This is a genomic window from Hallella sp. (assembly GCF_037460745.1).
GTDB classification, from domain to species: domain Bacteria; phylum Bacteroidota; class Bacteroidia; order Bacteroidales; family Bacteroidaceae; genus Prevotella; species Prevotella faecis.
The window spans coordinates 1-2317 of record NZ_JAXVAE010000088.1 but is presented as its reverse complement, the minus strand read 5'-3'; the positions used below and the strand labels follow the sequence as shown (position 1 = coordinate 2317).

Genomic DNA, 2317 nt, shown 5'->3' with positions numbered 1-2317 from the left:
AAAAATAATGGTCAAAATATTTGGATTTTAACATAGAAAGCCGATGCGCACGGATGGGTCTTTTCACGGATTCTTTACCCTTGCTCCGCTGCCTACCGCTTGGTTTTTGATGCGCCGCCGGCGCAACGGAGCGACACGGATTTTTTCGCATGCGGAAAGTACGATGAAGTAGTATGCCACATGACGGGGCTTGCTTGGTATGCGAAAAATCTGTGGAATCCGCGAGATCTGTGGGCGAAAACTAAGCGCGCAATGCGCTAAAGAACAGGCAGAATGTATTTATTCTCCCACGGATCTCGCAGATAAGCACAGATACCATGCGGGGTGCTTTTATCAAAAAAAACACGAGACTCCAGTGGCCGTAGGCGGTGGGCACTAACAATTGCGCAATGGCCATGCGGGGTGCCTTTATCAAAAAAACACGAGCCTCCAGTGGCCGTAGGCAGGATGAAACAGGATGGAACAGGATGGGCAGGATGGGCGGTGGGCGCAATGCGCTTCCGGACCCACCTGCCCATCGGTCGGTTAGGCTGTTGGTGAGTTAGAGCACGCTGTGGCGGTTCTTGCGGCGGCGGGTGTAGCTCACGTGGATCCAGCGGGGCACGGAGGCGTCGATGGGTTCCCAGATGAGCTGGTCGAAGTCGAGGCGGTCGCGAATGAAGCGGTAGAGCGCCATGGCGCGTTCGGGCGTTCCCACCACGATGTCGGCGGCCTCACCCTTGGTGTGCTGCGAAGCGGGAGCGGCGCCGGGTATGAGGCGGTTGACGGCCGGCGACCGGAAGCCGCTGCTGATCACGATGGGTCCGAAGCGGTGGCGCAGGGGTTCGAGCACATTCTGGCAGAGCGCCTCCAGGGCGGCCGTCTGCGCGGCGTTGGGACAGTTGGGCAGGTCGTGGTCGGCGGCCACGCCCGAGCGTGTAAACTCGTAGAGCTTGAAGTGAGGTGTGAGTTGTGTTCTTTCGGTTTGTGTCATGATAGTAAATGTGTTGTGTGTGTTGTGTGTGTTGTGTTGATGTTGTTGTGAATGATTCTTGCGCGTAAGGGTTGCCGCTTCCGCCGGGCGTCGTTGCCGGGCGTTGCGGCACATAACGAGCGGCCTCATAGGTAGGAGCGTAGCACGGTGCGGTGGTCGTTGAGCCGGTTGTTGATCTTCCAAATCACGTTGTAGATGCTGCGCGGCAAGGCCAGTCCCACGGCGCTGAAGGCCCTCTTGGCCAGCCAAATCTGCGTGGCGGGGCGGCCATACGGGTCGGTTAGCTCGTAGGTGCCCCATGCCAGGTAGATCATCTCCACGAGGTCGGTCTTGGTGCGTTTCCACTCCACCGAGGCGGGTGGTTGGGCCACAAGGTGCCGCACATCGGCCACGAGAAGGGCCAGAGCCTTTTGGCGACGCTCCATGCGTTGCCGCTGTTGTTCAAATTCGGTGTTCATGCTGTCATTGTTTTTGTTAATGCCTGATGTTGAGAGTAATGGTAAGTTGCGATGCGTTTAGAATACGCCACGGTAGCTTCTGAAGGGAGGAAAACTGACGGGTTTCTGCCACTGTATGAAGACGCTGGGGTCCACGCCGCCCTCATACCACAGGCGGGCGAAATACTCCACCACGGGCGGTCGTCCCGTCATGCGGCTCTGCCGCGCCACGCTGTAGATGTTGCTTGGCATGCGCCGATGCAAGTTCTGGCAGAGCAGCGTAGCTATGCGGTGCATGGTCATGGGCCGGTGCGTGTCGTGGTCGATGATGCGTCGCATCTTCGAGAGGGTCCACGCCACCTCCATGAGTTGGTTGGTGGTGTCGCCCCAGATGGGAAACTCGCGGTCGGCGGCGTCGAGGTCGATCACGGCGCTGAAGAGTTGCAATAGGCGATCCTCCATGTTGACCTGCAGCTCGTAGGTCATCTTAAACGGCGGTCGCTCTTGGTTGTTTTGTTCCGTACATGGGTTGTTGTTTGCCATGATAATTGTGATGAGTTTAGGGTTAATGATGTTTGTACTGTTGTCGGGTTTCACGCGTGTTTTTCCGTATCGCTGTCGGCGAGGCGGGTGGTGGGTGGTGGGGCCGCGCCGCCTCTCTTAGACGGCAGCAAAGATAGCCCGGGAACGCTGAGCGACCAAAAAAAGGCCAATTTATTATGTTTATTTAAAAAATCGATGAAATGAAACTTCACGAAAAGTAAAGCGTTCCGACAATGTATATAGATTTAACGGTTTCGGATGTTGAGCGATTGAATGGGGAATGGGCGCTGAACCGCATAAACACGAAAGAGGGGGTGTGTCAAAATTCACACCCTCTTTTAAAATATCACAAAGCCCGAACTTT

General features: G+C 56.0%; 3 protein-coding genes. All 3 read right to left on the bottom strand.

Going from position 1 to position 2317, the window contains the following annotated elements; genetic code table 11:
- Nucleotides 1-541: 541 nt before the first annotated feature.
- Nucleotides 542-973 (bottom strand): D-Ala-D-Ala carboxypeptidase family metallohydrolase, encoded by a 432-nt coding sequence (locus WKK33_RS05295; protein ID WP_337469363.1) that lies wholly within the window; start codon nt 971-973, stop codon nt 542-544.
- Nucleotides 974-1098: 125 nt separating this feature from the next.
- Nucleotides 1099-1431 carry a hypothetical protein gene (locus WKK33_RS05290; protein WP_215760301.1) on the bottom strand — a complete coding sequence of 111 codons (333 nt, stop codon included), beginning with the start codon at nt 1429-1431 and terminating at the stop codon, nt 1099-1101.
- A 57-nt stretch (nt 1432-1488) separates the two neighbouring features.
- The gene (locus WKK33_RS05285; protein WP_337932828.1) at nt 1489-1953 is read right to left on the bottom strand and encodes a hypothetical protein; all 465 of its coding nucleotides are present in this window, start codon (nt 1951-1953) and stop codon (nt 1489-1491) included.
- Between the last annotated feature and the right edge of the window lie 364 nt (nt 1954-2317).